Raw genomic sequence first — 25,974 nt, forward strand, 5'->3', positions numbered from 1 at the left:
CGCAACCGCCCGATGAAGAGCACCGCGGAACTGCACCGCGCGTGGCTCGAACTTGTCGACACCGAGGGTCCCTTCCTGGCGATCCCGCCGCTCAAGCGCGTCTGGCCTGAAGGGATGCCGCAGCTCGCAGACGCGCGGAAGGCGACGCTCGCCGACGCGCGCAAGGACTTCGAATCCGCATGGGAGCGCTACGACCGCAGCCCCGACTCCGACACCGCGCTCGACGCTTACCGCGCTGCCCGCGACAAGTGGGTCAAGACGGTGCTGCGGGATATCGCAGGCTGGGCTGAGTCACTGGCCTGGGGCGAAGTGGCGGGAGTCGCAGCCCAGTCGCCAAACCGTGCCGTGAGCGTCCGCGCGCAGGCGGCGCTTCGCGGCGATGACGCGATCGGCGCGATCGTGCATGTCATCGACCCGGTCGACTCGCTCCGCGAGGTGCCCGGCGACCTGTGGGCGGCGAACCCGGTCGACCGCGTCGAGGCGATGCTGCGCGAGAGCAAGGTACCGATCGGCATAGTCACCGACGGCCGCTGGTGGGGCTTGGTGTGCGCACGCGAGGGTGCTATGGCCGCGTCGGGCATCGTCGATGCCCTCACGTGGACCGAGGAGCCGCGCACCCGCGACGCCTTCCTCGCTCTGATCGGTCGGCAGTACCTCATCGGAGGCGACCCCGCCGAGCGGCTCCCGGTGCTGTTCGAGGAGTCGGTTGCCGCGGCGGAGGAGATCACCGAGGCGCTGGGCGCACAGGTGCGCCGTGCGGTCGAGCTACTCATCCAGTCGTTCTCCGAGTCCGCCGCCGATGCCAAGCGCCGCAGCCTGCCTGACCCACTCTCGACCCGCCCGCACGAGAGTTACGAGGCCGCCGTGACGGTGATGATGCGCGTGGTATTCCTGCTCTTCGCTGAGGAACGCGGGCTGCTGCCGCAGGGCGAGTTGTTCGACCAGGGCTACGGCATCGCCGGTGAACTCGACCAGCTCATTGCCCGCGAGTCCGCGGAGAGCGAGGAAGCACTCGACGCCACCTCGCTGACCTGGCACCGTCTCCTGGCCACCAGCAACGCCCTCTACAAGGGCGCGACGTTCGAGAACCTCCGCATGCCCGCGTACGGCGGATCGCTCTTCGACCCGGCACGGTTCCCATTCCTGACTGCCACGAACGAACTCGGCACTCTCGGCGTGACTGTCTCAGACCGCGTCATGCTGCACGTCCTTCGTGCCGTGCAGGTCGCCGAGATCAAAGGCGAGGCCCGCCGCATCTCTTTCCGCGACATCGACGTCGAGCAAATCGGCTACATGTACGAGGGTCTGCTTGGCTACACCGCGACCGTCGCGCGCGAAGTGGTCCTCGGCATCCACGGCTCCCGGGGTGAAGAGCCCGAGATTCCACTCTCCAAGCTGGAAGAACTCGCCGCGGCGAACACCGACCGCAGGAAGCTCGCTAAGGCAATCCGCGCCTTCATCGAGACAGACCAGCCCTCAGCCAAACCGTCCTCCGAGGCCGCCATCGCCAAGGCGATTGACGCGGCCGTCGACCCGAGCATCGTCAGTGCCCTCACCCAGGCCGTGGGTGACGACCTTGACCTGCGCGAACGCGTCAAGCCCTGGCTGGGACTGGTCCGCCTCGACCTGCGCAACCGCCCCTTCGTTGTCCTTCAGGGCGCGCTGCTCGTCAAGGAGACGCCCTCACGCAAGAACGCTGGAGCGCACTATACGCCGAAGTCGCTCGCCGAAGACGTCGTGAAGTACGCCCTCGAACCCCTCGTCTACGCTCCCGGCGCGCACCAGACTGCCAACCGCGACGAGTGGAAGCTGAAGTCGCCCGCCGACATCCTGAACCTCAAGGTCGCCGACATTGCCTGTGGCTCCGGCGCATTCCTCGTCGCCGCCGCGCGCTTCCTGGCCGACCGACTCGTCGAAGCCTGGGTCAGCGACAACCCCGCTTTCGCGGGGCGCAGAGACCTGCACACCCTCGCGATCCGCGAGGTCGTCGCCAAGTGCCTTTACGGCGCGGACATCAACGACATGGCCATCGAGATGTGCAAGCTGTCGCTCTGGCTTGTCTCCCTCGATCGCGACCTGCCGTTCTCGTTCGTCGACGACAAGGTCTTCCTTGGCAACTCGCTGCTCGGCCTCACCGACATCAGGCAGTTGCGCGCAATGCACATCGACCCAGCCAAGGGCAACCGGCAGCAGGGCATGCTCGACATCTTCGAGGTCGATATCGACTCGATCATCAAGCGCGCCGTCGAGCTCCGCGAAACTCTGGCCTCGCCGGTCGAATCCGATGAGAGTCCCGCGCGCTCCGCCACGGCAAAGCGCCGTCAGCTCGCTCAGCTTCACGAGGTCACATCGGACCTGCGCAAGCTCGCGGATGGCGTCGTGGCCACAGGGCTCTTGTTGGGTGGCAAGCCCGGCCGCACGCTCGACGCGGCTTACGAAGACCTGCGGGAGGCGGCACGCAAGGCATATCCGGGCTCGCGCGGTGGCGCGACCGACTCGACCTGGCTCGACTCCAAGATAGACCAGGGACTCACACCGACAGTGGACACGGACTACGTCCGCTGGCAGCCGCTCCACTGGATCATCGAGGCGGCAGATGTCATGGTCGACCACGGCGGCTTCGACGCCATCATCGGCAACCCACCATTCCTTGGGGGGCAGAAGCTCACCGGGGCGATGGGAACCAACGTGCGCGACTGGTTCGTGAACGTCCTCGCAGATGGTCGACGCGGCAGTGCTGACCTCGTGGCCTACTTCTTCTTGCGTGCGACCTCGCTCTTGCAGGCGAAGGGCACGCTCGGGCTCATCGCGACCAACACCGTCGCGCAGGGAGACTCCCGCGAAGTTGGGCTCGACGCGATGGTCGCCGACGGGTTCACGATCACGCGCGCAATCCAGAGCCGTTCGTGGCCCGCGGCCAGTGCGAATCTGGAGTACGCGGCCGTGTGGGGCACCCGCGGTGATGTCGGCGAGAGCGTCACACGGTTTGCCGACGATGTTGCAGTTCGGCATATAAGCACCCTTCTGGAAGCGCAAGGACGAGCCGAGGGCAACCCAGTCCGGCTCGCCGAGAACGCGGGCATCGCCTTCCAGGGCTGCATCGTGCTCGGGATGGGATTCGTGGTGGACCCCGAGGAGGCGCAAGAGTGGATTGCCGCCGATGCCCGCAACGCTGAGGTGCTGTTCCCATACCTCAATGGCGAGGACCTCAACCAGCGGTCCGATGCATCTGCGTCCCGCTGGGTCGTCGACTTCAACGATTGGCCGGAAGAGCGTGCACGTGCGTACCACCTCCCGTACCGCCGGCTCGCTGAGCGCGTGAAGCCTGAGCGACAGCGCCGGAAGCCAGATGGCGGGTACGCGCTTCGCAAGCCTTTACCTGAGCGGTGGTGGCAGTATGGAGAGAAGCGACCCGCTCTCCGGAAGGCGATCTCTGACTTGTCGGAGGTCTTGGTCATCGCGCGTGTCAGCAAGACTGTGATGCCGATGCGGGTTCCGACTGGCCAGGTACCGAGTGAGGCCTGCGTCGTATTCGCGTCCGACAGCTACGGTGTCCAGGCAGTCTTGTCATCGAGTCTGCATCAGCTCTGGGCGATCACATACGGCTCTGGGATGAGGAACGATCCCAGGTACACACCATCCGACGTCTTCGAGACATTCCCGCGACCCAATGCAACGGATGACCTCACGGAACTGGGTAGGGCGCTTGACAGTGAGCGTCGGTCGATCATGGTCCGCCGAGACCTTGGCCTCACCAAGCTCTACAACTTGGTGAATGATCCGGAGGTGGCCGCTAGCGCGGATCGCGATGTGAGCCGAATGCGTGAGCTGCACGTCGAGCTGGACCAGGCAGTTCTTGGTGCCTACGGCTGGTCCGACCTCAGGGCCGACCATGGGTTCTTCACCTTCAGGAAGATGCAGCGGTGGACTCTCAGTACGACCGCGCGCGTCGAACTGCTGGACCGTCTGCTCGAAGAGAACCACCGCCGGGCCCGCAACGATCTCCCGGTCCCGCCGCCCAGCAACGGAGCAGATGTCGCCGTCGATGACAACGAGGACGGCGTGCTGTTCAGGTGACACCGTTGCGGGAGACAGTCAGTCGAATAGGGTCTCCACCTGCGAGGTGAAGTCGGTCGTCGTTCGATCCCTCGAGCCCTGTTCCTCGACGGTCGCGCGCTGCTGATTCTCAAGCAGTAGACGGTCGAGCGCTTCGACGCGATCTGTCGGGCTTACGGACCATCTTTCGACCTGGCGGTAGGAGTGGAAGCCATGACTCAGTCGAAGGTCGTCCCACCCATAGGCTTCCGCCGTGGCCTCGTCAATCTCGACGTGAATGTCCCGGAGCCGCGCAACATCGGGGTCACCCTGGACTGTTGAGTCATCGACAAGGTTGTAGAGCTTCGTGAGACCGAGGTTGCGACGCAGCATCACTTCCCGTCGGTCCCGCTCGAGCACCTTGCCCGCATCGGCGAGTCGCTCTGTGCGCGCCGGGAGAGGGAAGGTCTCGAAGACATCTGACGGCGTATAGCGGACTCGCGTCTCCAACGTGGATCCATAGGTGATAGCCCAGGTCCGGTGCAGAGTCGATGACAAGACTGCCTGGGCTCCGTAGTCATCAATCGCGAAGACGCCGAGCATGTGGCTGAAAACCTGTCCAGTGGACACCCGCATCGGCATGACGGTCTTGCTGACAAGCGCGATGACCAACACTTCCGACAGGCCAGAGATCGCTTCGCGCATCGCTGGGCGAGACCGCAAGAAGAGCCACCACGGCGCGTCACTGACAGCCTTCGGTTTGCGGGCTCGCTCAGGCCGAACCTGCTCGGCAAGTCGACGGAACGGCAGGGGGAAACCAGCAGCCTCTTCCTCTGAGCGACCGCCGAAGTCGATCACCCAGCGCGAGCCGGAGCCGTCAGGCCGCTGGTTGAGGTCTTCGCCATTGAGGTATGGGAACAGCACCTCAGCGTTGCGGGCATCGGCGGCAATCCACTCTTGCGCCTCCTCGGGGTCCACCACGAAGCCCATCCCGAGCACGTAGCACCCGATGAACGCCAATCCAGCGTTCTCTGCGAGGCGTGCGGGCATCGAGTCCACTCGGCCACTGGGTTCGAGGAGGGTACTGATTCGTCGAACGTCGACGTCATCGGCGACACGAGGCACGGCGTCGATCACTGAGCCGCGGGTGCCCCACACGGCCGCGTACTCCAGATTCGCACTGGCCGCGGGCCACGAACGGCTCTGGATTGCGCGCGTGATCGTGAACCCGTCGGCGACCATCGCGCCCAGGCCGACCTCACGGGAGTCTCCCTGCGCGACGGTGTTGGTCGCGATGAGGCCGAGCGTGCCCTTCGCCTGCAAGAGCGAGGTCGCACGACGCCGACGAAGGCCGATGGACTGACCGGATGAACCTCAAGCAAGTACGTCGATGTGTCCTTTACGCCCGCCTCAGTGTCACTAAGGAGGAGTCCGTCTCGATCGCTCGTCAGCTCCAGTCGTGCCGTCGCTATGCCGAAGCCCGCGGTTGGGAGATCGTCGGCGAGTTCGTCGACGACGGCGTCTCTGCCACCGCCAATCGCCCCGAGGAGCGACTTGGGTGGAAGTCGCTGCTCGCGGCTCGCGACTTCGACGCCGTGATCATCTGGAAGGTCGACCGGCTCGCACGCAGGGTGCTCGACTTCCTCCATGCAGACGAGACGCTCCAGAAGCGCGGCGCCGGTCTAGTCGCCGTCGAGGACCCGATCGACATGACCAGCCCCCAGGGGCGCGCGTTCGCGGTCATGCTCGCGGTTTTCGGCGAGATGGAGGCCGAGGCGATCCGCGCCCGCGTCCGCGCTGCACGTGCGCAGATTCTCAAGGACGGCCGTTGGCCTGGTGGCGGCATCCCGTACGGCTACCAATCGGTGCCGAACCCTGACGGCCCCGGGCGAGTTCTGATGAAGGACGTCGAGCGAATCGGGTGGCTCTCGGACGCCGTCGCCAAGGCCCTGCGGGGTGAGACGGTGAACGCGATCGCCACGTGGCTGACCAAGAGCGGTGCGCCACTGCCCGTGCGTCGCGCCGAGCGGACATCGGGAAGCACATCGTGGAATCGACAGACGGTCGACGGTCTGTTGCGCAACCCAGTGCTCGCCGGAATGACCCCGCATAACCCCGGCCGCGCCAAGAGCACGAAGCGCGTCGACCCGTTCGCAGTGCTCCGAGATGACCGTGACCGTCCAGTGGTCAACGAGGCCCTGGCGATCGTCTCCTTCGACGAGTTCGAGTCACTGCAACGACTCCTTGACGCCCGCACAGTGCCGCAGGCCCGAAAGCAGTCTGAGCGTCAGGCCACGAGCCCGTTCCTGTCACGTGTCGCACGCTGTGACGAGTGCGCTGTCTTCCTCTGCCGAGGCACGAACCAGAAGCGACCGGTGCTCTACTGCCCAAGCTGCCGCCAGACCATCGGCCGCACCGCACTCGACGCGTACCTGATCGACCGGCTCCTCCTCGAGCGTGGCAACGCGATGGTTGGCGACCTCGCTGTGGAAGAGGCATGGGCGCGCGCCGGCCACGACGACAAGGCGCGACGCACAGTACTCGTGTCTCAGCTCGACGCCCTCGTCGTCCGCCGCGGCGTTGTCGGCCGCTACTTCGACGAGGATCGTGTGCTGCTGACGTGGAGGTGTGAGTTGTAGGCACCGACCCGGAATACGTTCTCAGCATTTCCGCGTTGAGCACGGCATGGCGAAGGGCACCGATCTCGACGTACGCGAGAGGCGCGCCTCGGCAGCCATTCTGGGTGTGCTCGGCACCGATGGCCGCCACATCGTGCCGCGGGATGTTCAGGGAGCCCCCTCGGGTAGCCATGACTTCGACATCGTCACGGATCTAGCGACGACTGCCGTCGAAGTGTCGACGCTCGCTGACCACCGGGACATCGGGGCGTACGCGGGATGGTTCAAGATGGCGCCCGATGGGCTGCTCGAGGTGAGCGGTCTTGCGCGCGGATGGCTGCTGATGGTGGACGCCACCGGTAGCTCACAGGCGACGGCGGCAGGGGTTCAGTCGTGGCTCGCAGACCTGGAGTCGCGCCAAGAGTTCTCGGTGAACACTCGCTCCTGGCAGCGCCATCTCTTCGAGCCCGTGGGTAAACGTCCGGCGAATTTCGAGACGCTCCGGAGCATGGCGGCCGCCGGAATCACGCTCGGTTCGGCGCTCGAGACGGCGCCTGCCGGCCAGGTTCACATCGCGATCGGCGACGGCGGATACACCTACGACCCCACCGATCGTGGGATTCTCCCTCGGTTTGTCTCGGAGCAGCTGGCTGGCGCCCATCGCTCGGATGTCGACAAGCTGGGAGGGGCGGCTGCGGACGCGCGCATTCTCTTCCTGTGGCTCGATGCGCAGAGCTTCTTCCCGATCGTCCGCTCGCTCGACCAAGGGCCGCCCGACGGAGACCTCACCACCGTCGGCGCCCTGAACGAAGTATGGATCGGTCGACACTTCCGTGACGACGCCGTAACGGTCTACCGTTGGCGTCGAGACCATGGCTGGACCCGACACGACGTGCCGCCCATCCAGTCCGAGACAGCGGGCGTACGCGTAGTGAAATAGGGAACGCTCGTTAGGGCGCGACACCAATCAAACGTCAGTGGTCTGCGGCAGACTGGTGCCCATGGCAGAGAGCACGGACGCGCCCACCCCAGCGGACTCGGGCTACGTGCTCAACTTCCCGACGGAGGGCACCTCGTTCGGGGTGCGGGAGAACCTCGTCGATATCGTCGAACGCGAACTGCTCGGGCCGATCCATGGCGAGAACGAGTTGCTGCCGTTCAGCCCGAAGCAGATGTACCTCGTCGGCCTCATCGCACCCGTGAAGCTCACGGGCACCGACTCGTCGGCGCTCGACCAGCACGACGCCGACGACCTGGCCGAGGTGCGTCTCGACCAAGACGGTGCGACCGAAGGACGGGGCGTTCCCACGGTTGCGGCCGACGAGAGCGAAGCCGATGCCGATGAGGATGACGTCGAGGATCGCGCGCCCAAGCAGGGGTTGATGATCCCGGCGTCGATGGGTCTGCGCTTCCAGGTCCCGAACGGCCTGCCGTCGTTCAATGTCACCGCGTCGTGGGGCACGTACGAGACGGTCGAGACCGATGAGGTGACGAAGACCGGCCGACCGGTGCGCAAGTACCAACGCACGCCGGTCGAGGAGACGCGGACGATCACGCTCGCGTCGCTGACTCCGGGGCGCACCGAGACGGTCGTTCTTCGCGATGCGATCTGCCTGCGGATCGACCGGTACGACGACGCGGAGTACGGGCGCGTCCTCGTGGAGATCGCGTTGTGCAATGACCGCGAGACGCCGTTGCCGATCCCGTCCAACATGTGGATGTTCCAGACGAAGCTGCTCATCGACGCTGGCGGCGACGAGGCGTTCCTTCCCGTGCGGGACGTGCTGGAGCAGGACTGGCCCGAACACGACGACAAGGTGCGGCGGCTCGACCTTCAGTACAAAGACCGGCTGGAGTTCGCGATCGGCCGTACCTGCTCGGCCGACTGGGTCGTGCGCAAGGGCTCGCGCCGAGCGACGTCGGTGTCGACGACCTGGCTGCCGAAGGCTGAGACTCCACAGACTAGGGCCGGCGAGGTAGAGGGCGCGACCCTGTCGATGAAGGCACTGGCATCCGCCACCCCCGACGAGCTACGCGCCTGGCTCGCGCCCTTGGTGTCCGGGTACGGAGCGTGGCTCGACCGGCAGGACGGCGTCGCGGCGCAACTCCCCGCCCATCTGCGTGAGACCGCCGATGTGGCGCTGTGGGAAGCGCGTCAGGCCCACCACCGTCTCGTGACCGGTCTGGGATTCGTCGCATCGGATGCGACCGCGCTCGAGTGCTTCCAGTTCATGAACCGTGTGATGCGTGACCAGCGCCTCGCCTCCCAGGTCGCTGAGGCCCGCAAGTCCGACTCCACGCTGTCGATCAAGGACGCGCGGGCGAACCTCGAGGCGTCCGAGGCCAACGGGAAGCCGGTGGCCTCGTGGCGGCCGTTCCAGCTCGCGTTCATCCTCATGCAGCTCGGCGCGCTCATTGACCCGACGAAACCTTTGCGCAGCGCGGAGCATCAGGCTCGCGTCGAGCTGCTGTTCTTCCCGACCGGTGGTGGCAAGACCGAGGCATACCTCGGTCTTGCTGCCTATACGTTCGCGATCCGCCGACGCCAGGCCGTCGTGCAGTCAGCCGACGGGCCGCTCAACGGTGGCGACGGCGTGGCCGTACTTATGCGCTACACGCTGCGGCTGCTGACGGCACAGCAGTTCCAGCGTGCCACCGCACTGATCTGTGCCGCCGAGCTCGCGCGCCGTGAGGATGAGGCGACGTGGGGTGCGGAACCGTTCCGCATCGGCCTGTGGGTCGGCACGGATGTCAGCCCCAAGCGGTTCGAAGAGGCGGACGAGCAGCTCAAGAAGGTCAACGACGGGGCCTCGCACCGGCTCACGGTCCTTCAGATTCAGCGCTGCCCGTGGTGCGGTACCGAGATCACCCCGGCAAACGTAAAGGGCGACGCTACGAGCCGTCGCGTCTTCGTGCATTGCGGCGACGAACTGGGCCGCTGCCCGTTCTCCAAGGGCGGCGGTGTGCCGGAAGGCCTCCCCGTGCTGACGGTTGATGAGGAGATCTACCGGCTCACCCCGGCATTCGTCATTGCCACCGTCGACAAGTTCGCCCGGCTCGCGCGCGAGGGCGAGGCGGCATCGTTGTTCGGCTTCGTCAGCAAGCGCTGCGGGCGGCACGGGTACGTGCATTCCGACTACACCGGCTGCACGGTGCAATCGCACCCGGCGAACAACGGTCATCCGGCCGCGACCGTCATACCCGTCAGCCGTCTGCGCCCGCCAGACCTGATCATCCAGGACGAGCTGCACCTCATCACCGGAGCGCTCGGCACCGCAGTGGGCCTGTTCGAGGTCGCGGTCGAGACGCTGTGCTCGTGGGAGACCCCCGAAGGCAAGCCGGTCAAGCCGCTGATCGTCGCCTCCACGGCGACCGTGCGGAACGCAGTCGAGCAGGTGCGTCAGCTCTACGGCCGCAAGGTGGAGATCTTCCCGCCACAGGTGCTCGACGTCGCCGACACGTTCTTCTCCCGCGAGGTCGAGGTCTCCGATCAGAACCCTGGACGGCGCTACATCGGCGTGAGCGCGCCGGGCGTACGCCTGTCGAGTGCCGAGATCCGCCTCGCCGAGGTGCTGCTCCTGGCCGGACAGTTGCTGCTCGACCGAACCGGCATCGAGGCCGACCCATACATGACCCTCGTCGGGTACTTCAACGCCACCCGCGAGCTCGCCGGTATGCGCCGCTATGTGGACGACGATGTGAGCACGCGCGTGGGCAACCCACGGCGCGACTCCAGTTTCCCGCGCCGATATGGAACTGCGTTCGGGAACCTCAACGTAGCCGAGCTGACCTCGCGCATCTCGGGTGCCGATATCGGCAAGACGCTTGACAAGCTCGGGCTGGAGTTCGACCCAGGCTACGACACGACCGCCGCGTTCCAGACCCGCATCGCGTTGCGGCGCGAAGACAAGGCTGCGCCCAAGCGTGACGGCGACGCCCCGTTCGATGTGGTGCTCGCGACGTCGATGCTCCAGGTGGGCGTGGACGTTCAGCGGCTCGGCCTCATGCTCGTGGTCGGCCAGCCGAAGAACACCGCTGAGTACATCCAGGCATCTTCACGCGTTGGCCGAGACGCGGCCCGCCCCGGCCTGGTCGTGTCACTCGGGAATTGGGCTCGGCCGCGTGACCTCGCCCACTTCGAGCAGTTCCGGCACTACCACGACACCTTCTACAAGCAAGTCGAGGCCCTGTCGGTCACGCCGTTCTCGCCCACGTCGCTGGAGCGCGGCATCGACGGATTGCTGGTCAGTGCTGCGCGCGTCGCACAGGCGACCATCTCCGACGGCCTCTCGCCCGAACGGGAGGCAGGGAAGATCAGCTCGCAGCACCCCGCCGTCGTGGCGATCATTGACCGACTAAAGGGCCGCATCCTTGCGGCGTCGCAGGACGACGACCTCACCAAGAAGGCGAGCGACCTGCTCATCAACCGCGTCGACCGCTGGACAAGCCGGGCCGGGTACGCCAAGGAGCGGCACCAAACCCTCGTCTACGAACGCACGGGTGAGGGCGACAAGTACCTGCCTCTGATCATCAGCCCCGAGAACCACCGGGCCAAGGTCGGCAGTTCGACCGAAGCACCGTTCGTGATCGCGAACTCGATGCGCGAGGTGCAGCCCGAGATCAACATCCTGGTCTCGCCGATACCAGACCGACTCTTCGCCAGAACCCCCGCGGGTGTGGACGACTGGGCGATGCCCGCCGGGGAGGACGACTGATGACTGACACCACCATCGCCGCACTGGCCGACAACAACGACGCCCTCGACCCGCTCGGCGACGCCGACGAGGGCTTGGCGAAGAACCGGGCCAAGGTCGGCTCGGCGCGGCCCTCGTCCCTGCTGTACACATACGGTCCGGGCGCGATCATGGACCTGCCGAGCTTCTCAGTGATGCCCGCCGGGCTGGATGACTGGGAGCCGATCTGGAAGCGCCGCGAGGTCGTCCCGACCATCCTTGAACCGCGCCTACTCAACGTCGTCCGGCTCCATCTCGGCCCACAGGTCGACGCGCTGCGTCCGTTCCCGTGGCAGCCGAAGAAGGGCTCGATGTCGACCGAGGGCTCCGACCTCGGTCTACCCGCCCGGGTGTTCCCGCAGTGGTTCCGCTGCACGGGCTGCGACTACCTCGGCCCGCTCACGCGGTTCACCTACACGAACACGCACCCGTTCCGGCCCGACCTCGCCCAGTTCACCCACAAGCCCTGCCCCGGGCGCGGCGGGCGAGGGCGGCGCGAAGGCGGCCCGGCCGTCCCGGCGCAGCATCTGCTGACCTGCACCAACGGACACCTCGACGAGTTTCCGTACACGCTGTGGGTGCACAAGGGTCAGAGGTGCCCCGTCGCAGAGAACCCCGACCTGAAGATGCGTGACGCCAACGTCGGCAAGAGCGTCGGCTCCACGATCATCTGCCAGTCCTGCAACGCCACGCGCGGCATGGCTGAGGCCCAGGGCGCGAAGGGCAGGGAGAAGCTTCCCCAGACCTGTCGCGGTCGCCATCCGCACCTCGGCGCGTTCTTCCCCAGCTGCAAGGCCCAGCCCGCGCTGATCATGATGGGCGCCTCGAACCTCTGGTTCTCTTCGACCCAGAGCATCATTGTCATGCCCCGGTCCGAGGCCGAGGAGAAGGAGGCACTCGCCGATCATCTGCGGGTCGAACTCGGCGTCGACCAGATCAAGCAGTTCGCCGACCAGATCCCAGTCATCCGCGCACTCGCCGGAGCACACAACATCGACGTCACCGGACTCTCCGACGTCGACATCGCCACCGCCGTCGCCGACGTGCTGGCACCTCCCGAATCGGAAGAGGCCCGCGAAGAGCGCCGCGCCAATTGGGACCCGATCGAACTACTCATCCCCGAATGGCGGTACCTGCAGAAGCCGGCACTGTTCCCCGAACAGCAGAACAACACCGGACTGATGGTCACCGAGATGCAGCGCGGCCCGGACCTGCATCCGCGCATCCAACGGGTCGTCGGCGTAAACCGGATGAAGAAGGTCAACGCGGTGCTCGGCTTCACTCGCCTCGATGAGATGGACCGGGTCAACGACGTCGCCTCACGCCTGGTCGAACTCACCCGCAACGGCAAGCCCACCTGGGTACCTGCAACCGAGGACCGCGGCGAAGGCATCTTCCTGCAACTCGACCTCGACGCCGTCGGACAGTGGGAACGACACATCGAATCCACCCCGCTGTGGGACGCCCACGTCGAGGCCCACCGCCGCAACTTCGCTCGGCGTTTCTCCGAGACCGCCGCCGCCGTCAATCCTGACACTCGACTGCCCGGTCCCCGGTACTGGCTCGTCCACACGCTGTCGCACATCCTCATCCGCGAGATGGCGATGTACTCCGGCTACGGCGCCGCCAGTCTCACCGAGCGCGTCTACGCCTGGCGCGAGGAGCCCGGGCGTGAGGCGGCAGCAGGGCTGCTCATCTGTACGACCGCATCCGACAGCGAGGGAACGCTCGGCGGGCTGGTTGCGCTGTCGGAACCGGCAAAGCTCCAGAACATCGTTCTATCGGCGCTGCGCCGGGCCGCGCGGTGCTCCTCCGACCCGGTCTGCGCCCAGCGCACCCCATCGGACCCAGAGGACTTCCTCCACGGCGCGGCCTGCCACACCTGCTCCTTCGCCTCGGAGACCTCCTGCGAGAAGGCCAACCGATTCCTCGACCGCCGATTCCTCCTCGACCTCCCGACCGCGAACGGCCCGGTCGTCCCCGGGTTCTTCGGCAGCATCCATGGCCTCTGACCCGCTCACCGAACTCGGCAGGTTCCTGACCGCGACTGAAGCGGAACGGCTCGCGCTGCAGTTCGAGAGCGGTACGCCAGTCAGCGTTGCCGTGCGCGAGATCGCGATCAGCCGGCGCGATCAAGTCAGGATGTTATTGACCGACGCGGGACTCAGCCCGGCCGAACGGGAGAAGGCCGGGAGCGTGCTGCGCGCAATCGCCGGAGCGAAGACGATGCTGCGCGAGCTAACACCTGTGTGGACGATGCCAGGCAACGAGGCCAACACCGGGCATCTCACCAGCGAGTTCCACCGCATCGTCGGAGCGGCCCGTCAATCGGTCACAGCGGCGACCTACAACTTTCAGGACACGTCGAACATGTGGACCGCGTTGAAGGCTGCCTCCGAACAGCCCGGCGTCGTCGTCACCGTGTACGTGGACGCCGGGGTTGCCGACGGCGCCACAGTCAAGGCCCAGCTTCCGAAGGCCACTGTCTACCGCTCAGCGGTTTTGCCGAACGGCAAGCCAGTGGTCAGCCACGCCAAATTCATAGTGGTCGACCACGAGCTTCTACTCATCACGAGTGCGAACTTCAGCTACTCCGCCGAGAACAAGAACATTGAGTTTGGAATCCTCGTCCGTGACACCGCCCTCGCCACCTCGGTCGAGGCGACGATGATGACCAAACACGGTTCGCTGTTCGAGCTCATCACGGTCTGAGCATCCGGTTATGGGCGACCGCTCACCGGCGCCTTGGCATCGAGAAATGTCCAGATGGACATCGCGTGGACATTTCACTCGCGAAACGGACATCTCAGAAAAATCCCTACACCTGTAGGAACCGCTCAGAGATGTCCACGACGACTCGACGAGACCGAGGAATCGCGGCTAAAGTGTCCGCGTCCAACGCGTGTGTCTACTCCTCGAGTTGTCCATCGCGGTTCGAGCTGACGACACCCGCCAGAAACATGTGCTCGCAGCTCATCGTTTACAGAGTGGTGACGACGGTACCTGCTGGTTTGTACAGCACAGCCAAGGCGGTAACGCCGACGATGGCGAATCCGAGCAGCGCGCTAGCCGCGATGGGCAGTCCAATGACACCGAGCCAGCCCGCGATCGGGTAGCTAACCAGAAAGCAGCCGTGCGAAAGTGCGAATTGTGCGGTGTATACCAGGTTGCGGTTAGCGGGGGTGGACGCGTCGGCTAGAAGCCGTGACGAAGGGGTGTTAATCAGCGAGGTACTGGCACCGAGCAACGCCCAGGTGGCAAGCAGCATCCACCAGCCCTCTCCCGTGGTCGTGGCGATAATCGTCATCGCGATGGCCGCGATCAGACCCGAAACAAGCGTCCAGGCACCGATGCTCATGGCGCACAAGACACCGATGCGGTCGACGATCCACGGGACGTTGAGGGCAATGATCAGGGAACCGACCCCATACGCGCCGAGGGCGAGGGCGAGGGCGGTGTCATCCAGGTCGAACACGCCTTTGGTGTAGACGACGGAGTTGACCAGGACGATAGCGGTGCCGGCCGCGACGACCACGTTGGCGGCCATCAGGAAGCGGAGGCTGGGCGTGCGGGCGAACACGCGCAGCCCGGTTGGCAGCCGCTCCCAGAACGTGCCGGTGGACGCATCGGGTACGTGTGCGGGAAGGCGGGCGATGAGGACGAGGGTGGCGGAGGCGGCGAAGCCGACGGCGGTGCCCACGAACAGGTTGTTGTAGCTGATCACGGCAAGTAGGGCTGCGGCGATGACGGGGCTGAGGATCGAGTCGAGATCGTAGGCGAGGCGTGACAGCGCGAGGGCACGAGTGTACTGCTGGGGGTCGGGCAGCACGCTCGGGATGAGTGATTGGAAGGCGGGGGTGAAGGTCGCGGACGCGGACTGCAGCACGAACACGAGCACGTAGATCTGCCAGGTGTCCTGGACGAAGGGCAGGGTGAACGCGATCGCGAGTCGAACGGCGTCGGCGCCGACCAGAACGGCCTTCTTGGGGAGCCTGTCCACGAGCGCTGCAACCAGGGGTGCGACGCCGACGTAGGCGACCATCTTGATCGTCAACGCGGTGCCGAGCACCGATCCGGCGGCATCTCCGGCGATCTCGAACGCGAGCAGTCCGAGGGCAACGGTGAGCAGGCCGGTGCCGACAAGGGCGATGACCTGGGCGAAGAACAGCGCCCGGTAGGTGCCGTTGCGTAAGACGGTGATCATGGCGCCACAGGGCGGCTGGCGTCGGCTCCGGCGTGGTGGTGCGGGGCGGCGCCACCGAGGGAGTGCTCGGCTTGGAAGATCGCGTCCGTGACCAGCTGGCGCGCGTGTTCGTCGGCGAGGGCGTAGAACACGCGGGTGCCGTCTTGTCGGGTGGTGACCATACGGGCCAGGCGCAGCTTGGCGAGATGCTGGGAGACGGCGGCGGGTGACTTGTCGACGATGTCGGCGATGTGGTTCACGGACAACTCCCCGGCTCCCTCGAGCGCGAGGATGATCCGCACGCGGGTGGCGTCAGCGAGCATCGCGAAGACCTCGACGGCGAGCTCTACGTAGAGGCTGTCGGGGTCGCGGCCGCATGTCACGTTATCTGCATTCATACGCAGATTCTTCCATATGGAGGGATGGCTCGCCGCTGACGATGATGCTCAGTCGAGGTGGCGGGCGCGGTGCAGGAGCGCGTCCATGCCGAATTCAAGGTGTGCGGCGGCGTTGTCGTCGAGGAAGAGATCGCGGACGCTGGTGAGTGCGGGGAACGAATGTGCGGCGAGTTCCTGCTCGAAGCGGTGGGCGCCGTCCTCGGGGGTGGTCTGTTCTTCGTGGACGAGTCCGACCACGAGGTAGTTGAGGCTCCAGAAGGTGGTGACGGCGAGGTCGGGGTCGACGCCGGCATCGAGCAGCGCGGCAATCACCGCCTCCCCTAGCCGCAGGGTGTTGGTTTCGGAGACCCTCGTACCCGAGACGAGATGTGCGCCGTCGCGGTGGTTCAGAAGGACCTGGCGGTAGCGGCGGAAGATCTCTTTGACCCGGTCGATCGGCGGGTGTGGGAGGTCGTCGAAGGAGAGCTCGCCGAGAATGGCGTCTGCCATCAGGTCGAAGAGGCGCGCTTTGCTCCCCACCTGCAGCGACACCGAGTTGAGGTGAACGTCGAGATGTCGGGCGATCCCACGGAGGGTGATGGCGTCCGCCCCGCCGCGATCGAGCAGGGCCAAGGCGGCGTGGATGACGTCGCGGCGGGATAGTCGGTCGGCCACAGGTCTCTCCTCCGAGCTTGGTCAGTGACCAACACTGTAGTATCTTGGTCACCGATCAAGGAAATTGGTCACTGACCAAGTAAGGAGTGGGACATGGGTGCGGGTCACAACCACGGTGCACCGACTACCGAGGCAGGAGCGCCCGGGGATCACCGAGCACGACTGTGGATCGCGTTCGGCCTGACGGCGACGATCGTGATCGCGCAGGCGATCGGTTCCATCGTCACCGGCAGCCTGGCGCTGCTGACGGACACCGCACACGCGATCACCGACGCGTCCGGTCTGCTGGTCGCGCTGATCGCGGCGACGCTGATGCTGCGGCCGGCTAATCCGAAGCGGACCTGGGGATTCCGACGCATCGAGGTGATCGCCGCACTCGGGCAGGCCGCACTGCTGCTGGTGGTGGGCACTTACGCCGCCGTCGAAGGTATCCGACGCCTGTTCGAGCCGCCGGAGGTCGCCGCGGGAGAGATGCTCGTGTTCGGCATCGTCGGCCTCGCGGCGAATGTGATCGCGATCGTGATCCTCTCCTCGAGCCGCGGCGCGAACTTCAATATGCGGGCAGCGTTCCTGGAGGTGATCAACGATGCACTCGGCTCGCTCGGGGTGATCGTGGCCGCGATTGTGATCGCCACGACCGGGTTCCAGCAGGCCGACGCGATTGCAGGGCTCCTGATCGCGGGACTGATCGTGCCGCGCGCGATCATTTTGATGCGCGACACCACCCGGGTGCTCATGGAGTTCACCCCTGCCGGGCTCGACTTGGACGAGGTACGCCGGCACATCCTTGAGCTCGAACACGTCACCGACGTGCACGACCTGCACGCATCGACGGTCGCCACTGGCCTGCCCACCCTGACCGCGCATGTGGTGGTCGAGGATGAGTGCTTCACCGACGGGCATGCCGCGGAGGTGTTGCACGAGGTACGCGAATGCGTGGCCGGTCACTTCCCGGTGTCGATTCAGCACTCGACCTTCCAGATCGAGACCGCGCACCTCACCGAGGACGAGCCAGCCCTTGTCCGCCACCGCTGAGCCGGGCCCCCCAGCGCCGCGGTAGCGGTCGGCGGAGGAAGGGTGTCAGAGCGTCGCGAGCAGGTTAGTGCAGGCCTGTTCACAGCGGCGGCAGGCGTCGGCGCAGACCCGGCAGTGCTCGTGCATGTCCGCGTGGGTGTCGCACTCGGCGGCGCATGCGGCGCACGCTGCGCGCAACGCCTCCAGCGCGGCACGAAGCACGGTGGTGTCCGTGCCGGTGTGGCGAGAGAGCAGGCGCGCGGTGGTGTCGCAGAGGTCGGCGCAATCCTGGTTCAGACGGATGCAGGTGGTCAGATCGGCGACCATCTCCTCGCTGAGACAGGCGTCGGCGCAGGTCGTACAAGCCTGGCCGCACTCGAGGCACGCGTCGATACAGGCCAGGAGCGCGTCTCGGTTGGCGATGTCGTTGGCTCGGGGGTGGGTGTCGAACATTTGGGCGGTGACGGTCACGGCCTTCTCCTTTGAATCGGTGAGGGGGTTACGTTACGTCGCTGTTCCGGATGCCGGCGACCCCCTTGGGTTACGGTGCGGGGGTATGGTACGGACGGTAGGCTGGACGGGATGATCGGCCTGTCCGCGTTGCGCCTGCGGCTGCCGCACCCGGTGCGGTGGCTGGTTGCCGTGTGCTTCGCTGCAGCGGTCATCGTCGGGTTGATGGGGATGCACACGATCTCCTCGGGACACACCGCCCCTACGACCTCGGAGAATGTCGAGATGCCGGGCGGGGCACCTCACCACTCGTCGGCGCCCGCGACCGGCGATGAGGATGCGGAGGCGTGCGCGTCGTGCAGCCCGAGCGGGGGCCATGACGTTCTGATGATGATGTGCGTGCTGGCGTTGCTGGCAGCCGCCCTCGTGCTGCTGGTCCCCCGCGCCGCATGGTCGTCTGTGTGGGAGCGGCATGCATTGCGTCCGCCGGTGACGCGGTGCCGGCCGGCCCCGGACCGGCCTCCCTCACTCCTGGAGCTGTCGATCAGCCGAACGTGACACGCACTGTCCCTGCCCTCTGGGGCGGGGGTGAGGTTCATTGCCCGTACGCGGGTTTCACGAGTGTTTGAGAGGACTGATGATGAACAAGAAGATGCGTTTGGCAGCGGTCGCGGCCGTACCGCTGGCAGCGGTGCTGTTCCTGGCCGGCTGCGCGGACAACGGAGGCAGCATGCCTGGAATGGATCATGGTGGGTCGTCGTCGGCCCCGTCGGAATCGGCGGAGGCGGACTTCAACATGGCGGATTCGATGTTCGCGATGATGATGATCCCGCATCACGAGCAGGCCGTCGAGATGAGCGACATGATCCTCGCCAAGAGCGACGTTGATCAGCGGGTGCTGGATCTGGCTCAGCAGATCAAGGACGCCCAGCAGCCGGAGATCGAGACGATGCAGGGATGGCTCGCCGAGTGGGGCGTGTCCAGTGACGACATGGACATGGGTGAGATGGAGCACGGCGGCGGGATGATGTCTGACGAGGACATGGCGGCGCTGGAGTCGGCGTCCGGGGCCGAGGCGGCACCCCTGTTCCTGGAGCAGATGATCGCCCACCACCAGGGGGCGATCGAGATGGCCGAGACCGAACTCGCCAACGGGAAGAACGCGGACGCGTTGGCGCTCGCGCAAGCCGTGGTCGATACACAGTCCGCGGAGATCGAGACCATGCAGGATCTGCTCGGCCAGCTCTGAGCCCGATCCGTCGAGTGGGGGCGCCGCTGCCATGCGCGGTGCCCCCACTCTTCGAACGCGGAGGTACGCGTATGCACGTCCATACGAAGACACTGGCGGCGGGCGCCGCTGCTTCCGCCCTCCTGATGCTGGCGGGGTGCGCGGACACTCCGACGTCGCCGCCGGCTGGGGACGGGCGCACCGGGGTACCGAGCCATGTCCACGCGGTGGTCGTCGCCCCGGACACTGACCAGCTTCTCCTGGGAACGCATGAAGGCATCTACGAGGTCACCGACACCGGGGAGTGGGGTGGCCGGGTCAGCACGGACAGCTTCGACGCGATGGGACTCACCGCCACTTCGCAGACACTGATCGCGTCCGGTCACCCCGGCCCCGGAAGCCCCGCCGAGTGGGGGGCACCGAACCTGGGCGTGATGCGCAGCACCGACGCAGGGGTGAGTTGGGAGTCGGTGGTGTTCGGTGGGGAGAAAGACTTCCACGCCCTCGCCGCCGGCGCCGATGACACGGTGTACGCCATCGCCACGGACGTCAGCGACGTGATCCGCAGCGACGACGCCGGGCTGACCTGGGAACCTACCGGTGCGGATCTGGTAGCGGCCAGTCTCGCCGTCGACGGTCGCGGACGGGTGATCGCGGCCACCGAAGAGGGTGTGCAGATCAGCACGGACGGCGGTGCGTCCTTCGCGGCGTGGCCCGAAGCGCCGCTGCTGTACACGTTGGGGGCTGCGGCCGACCGGACTCAGGTGGTCGGTGTCGGCACCGATGGGCAGATTTGGGTGACCGGAGCCGGTGCCGCGAGCTGGGAGCCGGCAGGTCGCGTGGACGGCCGGGTGCAGGCGGTCGGTATGGACGCCGCGGGCCGCATCGTGATCGTCGACGAGACCAGCGGCATCACGATTCTGCCCGGATAGCCCGCCGGGCACGCGACGGGCCGTATGCGAGGTGCCTACGGGAGTCGAACCCGTCTAGACGGCTTTGCAGGCCGTTGCCTGACCGCTCGGCCAAGGCACCGAGTGTCCCCTTACCGGGGACGTGGACGCAGCAGCGTGGGATCGCCCGTCTGGTCCGGTTAGGACCGGACCAGACGGGCGATCGCGTCGCTGGCTTCCTTGATCTTCTGCTCCGCCTGGTCACCCTCCATGCGCGCCGCGTCGAGCACGCAGTGTTTCAGGTGGTCGTCAAGCAGCCCGACGGCCACGGCCTGCAGGGCGCTGGTCAGAGCGCTGATCTGGGTGAGGATGTCGATGCAGTACTTCTCTTCATCGACCATCTTCGAGATGCCCCGCGCTTGACCTTCGATCCGCTTGAGCCGGTTCAGGTATCGGTCTTTGTCGGTGATGTACCCGTGGGGGGCGTGAGCGGTGTCGGGTGCGGGTGTGGTCATGGCCGGGTTCCTTCGGGTTTAGCTGTCCAGCGCTGCGCGGGTGCTGGCTTCGGGGCTGAGGTCGATGCGGCGCAGCAGCTGCGCGTTCAGGGCGACCACGACGGTGGACAGGGACATCAGGATCGCACCGATCGACATCGGCAGGACGAACCCGATGGGGGCGAGCACGCCGGCGGCGAGCGGCACGGAGATCAGGTTGTACCCGGCAGCCCACCACAGATTCTGCTTCATCTTCCGGTACGCCGCACGCGACAGCTGGATCACCGACAGCACACTGCGCGGGTCGGAGCTCGCGAGGATGACCCCGGCGGACGCGATCGCGACGTCGGTGCCGGCGCCGATCGCGATGCCGACGTCGGCCTGCGCGAGGGCGGGGGCGTCGTTGACGCCGTCGCCCACCATCGCGACCTTGCGGCCCTCCTTCTGCAGCTCGGCGACCTTGCTGGACTTGTCCTCCGGGCGCACGTGCGCGAAGACCCGGTCGATGCCCAGCTCGGCGCCGACGGCGTTCGCGACGGCTTCGGCGTCGCCGGTGATCATGACCACCTGGACACCCAGCTTGTGCAGGGCATCGACGGCTTCACGGGACTCGGGGCGGATCTCGTCGGCGAGCTTGAGCCCGCCGATGACTTTTCCGTCCCGGGTCACGTGCAGGATGATCGCGCCCTCGCTACGCCACGCGTCCGCCGTGTCGACCTCGCTGGCACCGACGTCCTCGAGCAGACGGGGACCGCCGACACGGATCTCCGCACCGTCGACGGTCGCGGTGACACCGACCGCCGGGGAAGAGGAAAACCCGGTCGCCTTCGGCAGGGTCAGGTTCTTGTCCTTCGCGGCGCGAACGATGGCCCTAGCGAGCGGGTGCTCACTGTCGGCCTCGGCCGCCGCGGCGATCGCGAGCACCTGGTCAGCGTCCAGGTCACCGACCGGTTCCACGGCGGAGACGGTGGGCTCGCCCTTGGTGAGGGTGCCGGTCTTGTCGAACAGCACGGTGTCGACGGTGCGCATGCTCTCGAGCGCGAGCCGGTCCTTCACCAACACCCCGCCACGGGCGGCGCGCTCAGTGGCGATGGACACCACCAGCGGGATCGCCAGGCCCAGCGCGTGCGGGCAGGCGATGACCAGCACGGTGATGGTGCGCACGACCGCCGCATCGGGATTGCCGACGACAGTCCACACCACCGCGGTGATCGCGGCGGCGCCCAGCGCGAACCAGAACAGCAGCGCCGCCGCCTTGTCGGCGATCCGCTGCGCCCGAGAGGACGAGTTCTGTGCCTCCGTGACCAGCCGCTGAATACCCGCGAGGGTGGTCTCATCCCCCGTGGCGGTGACCTCCACGCGAAGGCCGGAGTCTGTGGCGACGGTGCCCGCGGTAACGGGGTCGCCAGTGCCGCGGGCGACGGGGCGGGATTCACCGGTGACCATGGACTCGTCCATGTCGGCGCGGCCGTCGACGATCTTCCCGTCGGCGGGGACGCTGCCGCCGGGGCGGACCACCACCACGTCCCCGACCTGCAGGTCGGCGGGTGAGACCTTGACGATCTGGTCCCCTTCGACGCGCTCTGCCTCATCCGGGAGCAGCGCCGCGAGGGTGTCCAGCGCGGAGCTGGTCTGGGCGAGGGAGCGCATCTCGATCCAGTGACCGAGCAGCATGATCACGATCAGCAGCGCCAGCTCCCACCAGAACTCCAGCTCGTGGTGCAGCAGGCCCAGGGTGGCGCCCCAGGACGCGAAGAACGCGACCGTGATGGCCAGACCGATCAGCAGCATCATGCCGGGTTTGCGGGAGCGGAGTTCGCTGACCGCACCGGTCAGGAACGGCCACCCGCCCCACGCGTACATGACGGTGCCGAGGACGGGGGCGATGAACAGTGCCCAGTCGGGGACGGTGTAGCCGAGGATCATCGCGAACATCGGGGAGAACGCCACGACCGGGACGGCGATGATCAGGTTGATCCAGAACAGTCGCCGGAACTGGCCGACGTGATCCCCGTGCCCACCGTGCCCGCCGCCGTGGCCACCACCATCGTGACCTGCGTGGTCCCCGTGGCTGGCCTGCGTGCCGTGGCCGGTGTGGGTGTCGTGCTGGGTGGGCGGCTCGGGGGTGTGGTCGCCGTGGCGGGTGTCTCCCCCGGTGGCGGTGGCGGCCTTGCCGGTGGGGTGGTCGGTGTGGTGTGCGTGCGGGTCAGTCATCGGTTCACTTCCCTGTGCCTAGCGTTGGTGTGAGTCTGCCGTCGCGGTTCCCGCGGAGGCGAGGTCCTGCGGATCGGTCGCGGCAGGAGTATGAAGGTTCGGCATCCACCCGAACACCGCGGGCACGGCGTCCAGCCCGAGCACCCCGACGGGGACACCGTCATGCTCGTGGACGACCAGGAGCGGGTCGGTAGTGTCGATGCGTGCGGAGGTGTGACCCCCGGTGATCCCGGCACCGGCGACCATCATGCCGTGCACGGTTGCCGTGAAGGGGGCGCGGGGCTGGTAGTCGCCCGGGTGGGTGCCGGCGCCGAGGTCGGCGAGCATGGTGCGTGCGGCATGTTCACCCTGCGCGGCCGCGTCCGACCAGTGATCGATGCGCCAGGCGCCCAGGGTGGTGTCATAGTGTGCGGCGACCCCGCCGGCGCTGTAGACGCCGGGGGTGGCGGTGCGCAGCTTCCCGTCCACGATGACCCCGTCTTCCCAAGGGGCGGGGCCGGTCGGGGTGGTTCCGTGGGCGATGATCAGCAGATCCGCCGTCAGCTGTGTGGTGTCGTCCAAGGCGAGCTCGAGCTGTGTGCCGGTGTCAGTGACGGCGGTGAGGGTGCGGCCGAACGCGACGTCCACGTGCTCCCGGTGCGCGGCGGCGAGGCGCTCCGCGGCGCCGGCGCCGAACACGCTGACCCCGGGGGTGGTCGCGCGGGCGAGGAGGGTGACCTGATGTCCACGGTCGCGGAGCAGCGTGGCGGTCTCGGCCGCGACCAGACCGGCACCGGAGATGACGATCTGCGCGGGGCGGCCAAGCGTGCCCAGGAGGTCGCGGACGGCGACCGCGTCTTCCAGGGAGTGCAGGGTGGTGACCCGTCCTGCCTCCGTGGCGGCGGTCAGGCCGGGCAGCGTGTCCGGCAGCAAGCGGGGGGTGCTGCCGGTGGCGAGGAGGAGCGCGTCGTACGGTTCGATCCGGCCGGATGCGAGCCGCACGGTCTTTCCCTGTGGGTCGACCTCGACCGCGGTGTCACTTATGACCTCCACCCCGGGGGTGACGACCTGTTCCGGGGTGAGCAGCCCGATCGCGACCCCCTTGTTGACCAGGGTGCGGTTGTACGGGGCCTGTCCGGTGCGGTCGACGAGGGTGACGCTCACCGTGCCGGAACCGTGAAGAACGCGCGCCGCGGCCGCGCCGGCGGCGCCGGCTCCCAGGATGAGGACCTTCTGGGGTGACAATGTTGCTCCTTGCGTCTCGCGAATGTGGGGGCTGGTGACCGGTATCCCCGGCCTGTGGTCGGTTAGGCGGCCGTGGCGTACTTGGCGGGGTCGGCGTCGAAGAGGGGGCCGCAGGCGGAGCAGCAGAACCAGTACCGCTGCCCGTCGTAGTCCCGGTAGAGGCCTTGGGCTTCCGCGGTGCTCTTGCTGACGGTGCTGCCGGGCATCACCGGGCAGGTGACGATGTCATCGGCGGGGGTGCCGGCGGGTGCTTCGTGGTGATGGTCGTGGCTCATATCCGTTGCTCTCCGTGATGTGGGTCCGGGGCGGCAGCCGTCGTCGCTGCCTCGTTTGTCTGCGTCCGAACCCCTCCAGGCTATACCCTGTACGGGTATGACAACAGGTGGGGTGTGGCGTGTATTCCCTGGACTGCTGGTGCTCAGGGGCGGTAGGCGAGCACGGTCATCATCCCGGCTTCGCCGTGGTAGATGTTGTGGCAGTGGGTCATCCATTGGCCGGGGTTGTCGGCGTCGAACTCGAGGTCGAGGGTTTGGTTCGGCAGCACGATGGAGGTGTCTTTGCGGGGGCCGCCACCGGCGTGCTGATAGGTGTGGCCGTGCAGGTGGAAGGGGTGCCACATGTCGGTGTCGTTCGTCACCCGCAGCCGCACCCGTTCCCCCGCGACCAGTGCGTGCGCGCCGCGCAACGGGTTGTGCATGTCGAACTGGGTGCCGTTGAACCCCCAGTCGTAATTGGCCATGCTGCCGGTGAGGGTGAGGTCGAGGGTGCGGTCCACGTCACGACGGTCGAGGGTGACCTCGGGTGCGGCGAAGAGCATGCTCGCCACCGCGACGACGCGGCCTTCGCCCAGTTCGGCGATGTCCGCGTCCGGGGTGGGCGCCTGTCCGCTGCCGGTGCGGATGATGGCGAAGCCGCGTTCCCGCTTGCCTTCGGCCTCCGCCACCAGGGGGAACGCACCGTCGCCCAGGGTGACGATCACGTCGTAGCGTTCCCCCATTCCCACCAGGACGCTATCGGCAGCGACCGGGTCGACGGGGAACCCGTCGGTGTGGGTGACGGTCAGCCGGTGCCCGCCGATGGCGACGCGGAACGCGGTGTCGCCGCCGGCGTTGATCAGCCGGATCCGTACCCGCGTGCCGGGCGTGCCGGTGAATTGGGCGGGGTCGGCGGCGGGTTTGCCGTTGATCAGGTAGTGCGGGTAGTACACGTCGCCGGCGTCGCCGCCGAGTAGGTCGGAGTCGGCGCCCATCAGCATGTTCCCCATCCGCATGAACATGTCGCCGTGCCCGCCCATGTCGCCCATTCCTTCTCGCAGCTGCTCGAGCACCGCGTCGGGGGTGGCGGTGACCCCGTCCAGCCAGTCGTCGAGGACGATGACCCATTCGTCGTCGTAGCGCAGCGGCTCATTCGGGTCTTCGACGATGAGCACCCCGTATAGGCCGGTGTCCAGCTGGGCGCCGACGTGCGGGTGGAACCAGTGCGTACCGGGGTCGGGGGCGATGAACTCGTATTGGAACGCCTCGCCGGGGCGGGTCGCGGTCTGGGTGAGTGGGGGGACGCCGTCCATGTCGTTGCGGAGTGCCAGGCCGTGCCAGTGCACGGACGTGTCGACGGGGAGGGTGTTGCGCAGGGTGGCCTGCAGGGTGTCTCCTGCCTGGACGCGCAGGACAGGCCCGGGGATGCTGCCGTAGGAGAACGTGGACGCGGGTGTTCCTGCCAGATCGAGGGTCGCCGCCGCCGCCGTCAGCGTCGCGGTGACCACGCGGCCGGTGCCGCCACGGCCCCGTTCGGTGCGGTCGACGGCCGCTCCCGTCGGGCTGACCCAGGCGGGGGTGGGGG

Annotated in this window: 20 protein-coding genes and 1 tRNA gene; 10 read left to right on the forward strand and 11 right to left on the reverse strand. The window is 67.0% G+C overall.

Annotation, left to right across the window (positions count from 1 at the left end; translation table 11 throughout):
• Window positions 1–12 precede the first annotated feature (12 nt).
• A complete protein-coding gene (locus FE256_RS07105) occupies window positions 13–4,077 on the forward strand; it encodes a DNA methyltransferase (protein WP_252370933.1) in 4,065 nt (1,354 codons plus the stop codon).
• Between the two features lie 18 nt (window positions 4,078–4,095).
• On the opposite strand, the gene FE256_RS07110 is transcribed toward FE256_RS07105, so the two are convergent.
• Entirely contained in the window at window positions 4,096–5,358 is a 1,263-nt protein-coding gene (locus FE256_RS07110) for a type IIL restriction-modification enzyme MmeI (protein ID WP_138174187.1), read from the reverse strand.
• Window positions 5,359–5,402: 44 nt separating this feature from the next.
• On the opposite strand from FE256_RS07110, the gene FE256_RS07115 reads away from it, so the two are divergent.
• The 5 genes from FE256_RS07115 to drmC all read left to right on the forward strand — a co-directional run bounded on the left by FE256_RS07115 (window position 5,403) and on the right by drmC (window position 14,098).
• Complete coding sequence (locus FE256_RS07115) at window positions 5,403–6,674, forward strand: recombinase family protein (RefSeq protein ID WP_138174189.1); 1,272 nt, start codon at window positions 5,403–5,405, stop codon at window positions 6,672–6,674.
• A gap of 46 nt (window positions 6,675–6,720) precedes the next feature.
• Complete coding sequence (locus FE256_RS07120; protein WP_138174191.1) at window positions 6,721–7,593, forward strand: hypothetical protein; 873 nt, start codon at window positions 6,721–6,723, stop codon at window positions 7,591–7,593.
• 61 nt (window positions 7,594–7,654) lie between these two features.
• Window positions 7,655–11,368 (forward strand): DISARM system helicase DrmA, encoded by a 3,714-nt coding sequence (gene drmA, locus FE256_RS07125; protein ID WP_252370934.1) that lies wholly within the window; start codon window positions 7,655–7,657, stop codon window positions 11,366–11,368.
• Window positions 11,368–13,398: an MrfA Zn-binding domain-containing protein gene (gene drmB / locus FE256_RS07130; RefSeq protein WP_138174193.1), complete on the forward strand. Its 2,031-nt coding sequence runs from the start codon at window positions 11,368–11,370 to the stop codon at window positions 13,396–13,398. The genes drmA and drmB overlap by 1 nt, the downstream gene beginning before the upstream one ends.
• Window positions 13,388–14,098, forward strand: a complete 711-nt coding sequence (drmC, locus tag FE256_RS07135; protein WP_138174195.1) for a DISARM system phospholipase D-like protein DrmC — start codon at window positions 13,388–13,390, stop codon at window positions 14,096–14,098. The genes drmB and drmC overlap by 11 nt, the downstream gene beginning before the upstream one ends.
• A gap of 268 nt (window positions 14,099–14,366) precedes the next feature.
• Here the strand turns inward: drmC and FE256_RS07140 are convergent, their stop codons facing one another.
• From FE256_RS07140 to FE256_RS07150, 3 genes are read right to left on the reverse strand one after another with little or no spacing between them, the layout of a single operon-like run.
• A complete protein-coding gene (locus FE256_RS07140; RefSeq protein WP_101305188.1) occupies window positions 14,367–15,590 on the reverse strand; it encodes an MFS transporter in 1,224 nt (407 codons plus the stop codon).
• Complete coding sequence (locus FE256_RS07145; RefSeq protein ID WP_067121069.1) at window positions 15,587–15,967, reverse strand: ArsR/SmtB family transcription factor; 381 nt, start codon at window positions 15,965–15,967, stop codon at window positions 15,587–15,589. The genes FE256_RS07140 and FE256_RS07145 overlap by 4 nt, the downstream gene beginning before the upstream one ends.
• A gap of 48 nt (window positions 15,968–16,015) precedes the next feature.
• Window positions 16,016–16,621: a TetR/AcrR family transcriptional regulator C-terminal domain-containing protein gene (locus FE256_RS07150; RefSeq protein ID WP_067121071.1), complete on the reverse strand. Its 606-nt coding sequence runs from the start codon at window positions 16,619–16,621 to the stop codon at window positions 16,016–16,018.
• 93 nt (window positions 16,622–16,714) lie between these two features.
• Here FE256_RS07150 and FE256_RS07155 point away from each other — a divergent pair, with 93 nt between their 5' ends.
• Window positions 16,715–17,656 carry a cation diffusion facilitator family transporter gene (locus FE256_RS07155; RefSeq protein ID WP_067121073.1) on the forward strand — a complete coding sequence of 314 codons (942 nt, stop codon included), beginning with the start codon at window positions 16,715–16,717 and terminating at the stop codon, window positions 17,654–17,656.
• Between the two features lie 45 nt (window positions 17,657–17,701).
• Here FE256_RS07155 and FE256_RS07160 read toward each other — a convergent pair whose 3' ends face one another.
• On the reverse strand, window positions 17,702–18,088 hold the full coding sequence (locus FE256_RS07160) for a four-helix bundle copper-binding protein (protein WP_067121088.1): 387 nt from the start codon (window positions 18,086–18,088) through the stop codon (window positions 17,702–17,704).
• 129 nt (window positions 18,089–18,217) lie between these two features.
• Here FE256_RS07160 and FE256_RS07165 point away from each other — a divergent pair, with 129 nt between their 5' ends.
• The 3 genes from FE256_RS07165 (at window position 18,218) to FE256_RS07175 (ending at window position 20,245) form a co-directional block, all read left to right on the forward strand.
• On the forward strand, window positions 18,218–18,643 hold the full coding sequence (locus FE256_RS07165; protein ID WP_067121074.1) for a DUF6153 family protein: 426 nt from the start codon (window positions 18,218–18,220) through the stop codon (window positions 18,641–18,643).
• A gap of 79 nt (window positions 18,644–18,722) precedes the next feature.
• Window positions 18,723–19,334 carry a DUF305 domain-containing protein gene (locus FE256_RS07170; RefSeq protein WP_067121076.1) on the forward strand — a complete coding sequence of 204 codons (612 nt, stop codon included), beginning with the start codon at window positions 18,723–18,725 and terminating at the stop codon, window positions 19,332–19,334.
• 125 nt (window positions 19,335–19,459) lie between these two features.
• Window positions 19,460–20,245, forward strand: coding sequence for a F510_1955 family glycosylhydrolase (locus tag FE256_RS07175; protein ID WP_354645990.1), 786 nt, complete (start codon window positions 19,460–19,462; stop codon window positions 20,243–20,245).
• Window positions 20,246–20,274: 29 nt separating this feature from the next.
• Here the strand turns inward: FE256_RS07175 and FE256_RS07180 are convergent.
• The 6 genes from FE256_RS07180 to FE256_RS07205 all read right to left on the reverse strand — a co-directional run.
• Window positions 20,275–20,345, reverse strand: a tRNA-Cys gene (locus FE256_RS07180).
• A gap of 58 nt (window positions 20,346–20,403) precedes the next feature.
• Window positions 20,404–20,718, reverse strand: coding sequence for a metal-sensitive transcriptional regulator (locus tag FE256_RS07185; protein ID WP_067121078.1), 315 nt, complete (start codon window positions 20,716–20,718; stop codon window positions 20,404–20,406).
• Between the two features lie 18 nt (window positions 20,719–20,736).
• Window positions 20,737–22,911, reverse strand: a complete 2,175-nt coding sequence (locus FE256_RS07190) for a heavy metal translocating P-type ATPase (RefSeq protein WP_067121080.1) — start codon at window positions 22,909–22,911, stop codon at window positions 20,737–20,739.
• An 18-nt stretch (window positions 22,912–22,929) separates the two neighbouring features.
• Window positions 22,930–24,135: an FAD-dependent oxidoreductase gene (locus tag FE256_RS07195; RefSeq protein WP_067121082.1), complete on the reverse strand. Its 1,206-nt coding sequence runs from the start codon at window positions 24,133–24,135 to the stop codon at window positions 22,930–22,932.
• A gap of 62 nt (window positions 24,136–24,197) precedes the next feature.
• Entirely contained in the window at window positions 24,198–24,410 is a 213-nt protein-coding gene (locus FE256_RS07200) for a YHS domain-containing protein (protein ID WP_067121084.1), read from the reverse strand.
• Window positions 24,411–24,553: 143 nt separating this feature from the next.
• A partial coding sequence (locus FE256_RS07205) for a multicopper oxidase family protein (RefSeq protein ID WP_138174197.1) occupies window positions 24,554–25,974 on the reverse strand: 1,421 nt, incomplete at its 5' end.

This window comes from Microbacterium sp. 5K110 (genome assembly GCF_005774735.1).
Lineage (GTDB): Bacteria > Actinomycetota > Actinomycetes > Actinomycetales > Microbacteriaceae > Microbacterium.